Origin of the sequence: Hymenobacter crusticola, from assembly GCF_002154225.1 — a bacterium.
Lineage (GTDB): Bacteria > Bacteroidota > Bacteroidia > Cytophagales > Hymenobacteraceae > Hymenobacter > Hymenobacter crusticola.
The window spans coordinates 1-1,960 of sequence record NZ_MTSE01000093.1; the positions used below are offsets into that span (position 1 = coordinate 1).

Annotated in this window: 3 protein-coding genes; 1 reads left to right on the forward strand and 2 read right to left on the reverse strand. The window is 52.1% G+C overall.

Annotated elements, in window-relative coordinates; all coding sequences use genetic code 11:
- Together BXP70_RS28955 and BXP70_RS28960 are read right to left on the reverse strand one after the other, a co-directional pair.
- On the reverse strand, window positions 1-382 hold a 382-nt coding region (locus tag BXP70_RS28955; protein ID WP_218779899.1), incomplete at its 3' end, for a recombinase family protein.
- Between the two features lie 398 nt (window positions 383-780).
- On the reverse strand, window positions 781-1,452 hold the full coding sequence (locus BXP70_RS28960) for an outer membrane beta-barrel protein (RefSeq protein WP_086597599.1): 672 nt from the start codon (window positions 1,450-1,452) through the stop codon (window positions 781-783).
- Between the two features lie 303 nt (window positions 1,453-1,755).
- Between BXP70_RS28960 and BXP70_RS28965 the strand changes: the two genes are divergently transcribed.
- Window positions 1,756-1,960 (forward strand): hypothetical protein (locus BXP70_RS28965; RefSeq protein WP_143436788.1); only part of this gene is annotated, 205 nt, incomplete at its 3' end.

Consider the following 1,960-nt stretch of genomic DNA (forward strand, 5'->3'; position numbering starts at 1 on the left):
GGGTGCGGGTGGCAATGGCGGTGGCTTCCTTTTGGGCGACGGCCGCCAGGATGTGCAGCGTAAACTCATCGGCGGCCGGCAGGTCCACGGCTTTGAAGCGCACGTGACTTTCCATCAGCGTCGCTAGGAAGGCTACGTTACGGGCCAAGCGGTCGAGCTTGGCCACGAGCAGGACGGCGGCCTCCTGTTTGGCCCGCGTAATAGCGGCGTGTAGTTGCGGACGACTGTTCTTCCGTCCACTCTCGATCTCGGTGTACTCGGCGACGAGCACGGCGTCCTGGCCCACAAAAGCGCGCACGGCAGCTTGTTGAGCTTCCAGGCCCAGGCCACTCTGCCCCTGGCGGGCGGTGCTTACGCGGAAATAGGCAACGTAACGGATCAAAGCAACATACTCTAAAGCAGGAAGAGTTGCGAAGATACACCTGTGTCACATTTTCCAAACGCCCGTTTAGAAAACGTGACAGACCCGCGTTGTCATTCCATCCGGGGTTATTCGAGCGTGAGCGTCCCCAGCCTCAACGTCGATAAGTAAGAGTTATCGGAGCTGAGTGGTGCTAAATACACTACATAAAGTGTCTCGTCTCGTTCTTGAGAAAGTGAGCCGACTGAGACAGCGGTTCGCCGCTCGTGAGAGAAAAATAGCAGGTGAGAGCTTGGACACCTTACAGTAGTCCCTTTGGAAAATGTCCAAGCCGAAAGCAGGTCGCCCTCTATCGTTTTAACATGCTGCTCAAGGAACCGTGTTTGTAAAACGTTACAAGCCATCATAGGCCTATTTGCTCAATGATACCCAAATCGGTAGTGCAGCCCACCCGTGAAGGTGGAGTTTAAGCTGGATAAGAGGACACCATTTGTACGCCTCTTCGAGGGGGTAACCACCGTCATATTGTAGCCGTAATCCGCTACTAACGCGAGATGCCGTCCTAAGGTATAGCAGATACCAGGACCAATTGAGAGCACAGCGTTTGTCCCTTTTCGAGTCTTATCTGCTTGTGCACTAACCTGATCATCTTCCATCAGGAGCCCTTCTTGGTGATCAAAGGCATGCACGAGGGTCACGCCTCCTAGTACTTCGAACTGGAAACGGTGCGTTGATTTACGCGTTAACGAATAACGGGCCAGCACAGGAATGGCAGTGCAGCGTTGCTCATTCCGGCTCGTCGAAACCATCCTATGCCCGGCTGTATTTACCCAGGTGGATCCATCTCGAAAGATCTGACGTGTTCCGACCCAGCCGACCTGAACGGCCCAGCGAGGAGCAAAGCGGTAGCCTACTACCAGTTGAATCGGCATTGAGGCAATGGTAAAGGCGTTGGATTCGCCCGAGAAAAAAACGGCATATCGACTAACAACGGCTTGTGTACCAGCATAGAAGCGTGGAGCAGGGGTTGATTGCCCGTAGCTGCAGCGGACGAGAAGTAAGAAACCGTAGCAGAGTAGGCGTCGATGCATGACCTAAACTACACAAGCATAGCGAGCAAACAACTAGTGCGGAAAAAATGCAAAAAACAAGGCTTAGTTCGTTAGATAGGGAAATTATACGCTAACAAGGTCTGTCCGAGAACAACTATTATGTAAAGGAATTATTCCAAAAATTGACTCTACTCAATATGGCTTTTTGATTAGCCGTAAAATTCTATTTGCCATTCCTAAAGGCTTACTTATTGAGTGTCTTTGCGCTGGTTAACGCTGCTAGTGTACTAATGTAGCTAGGCGAAAGGCAGCTAAGCCGGGTATTTGCTGTATCTATGTCTGATGAGCACCTACAGCGCACTACAAGAACTAGAAGCCAGCGTGGAGGCGTATTGGCGTTGGATTGCCACAGATCCCGTCTGGGCAGGTCTTTCGTTGGAAGAGGTAAAATCCCGCTATATCGATAATGGCCACGACGGGCCCGACTACGAACGCCTGCTGCACCAACTAGAACGTGGCGTGCTGGCCGTCATCGACGTGGCTAAGG

Excerpts from the sequence above, each read along its gene's own strand:
- BXP70_RS28960 (WP_086597599.1), bottom strand. The coding sequence starts at position 1,452 with ATGCATCGACGCCTACTCTGCTACGGTTTCTTACTTCTCGTCCGCTGC.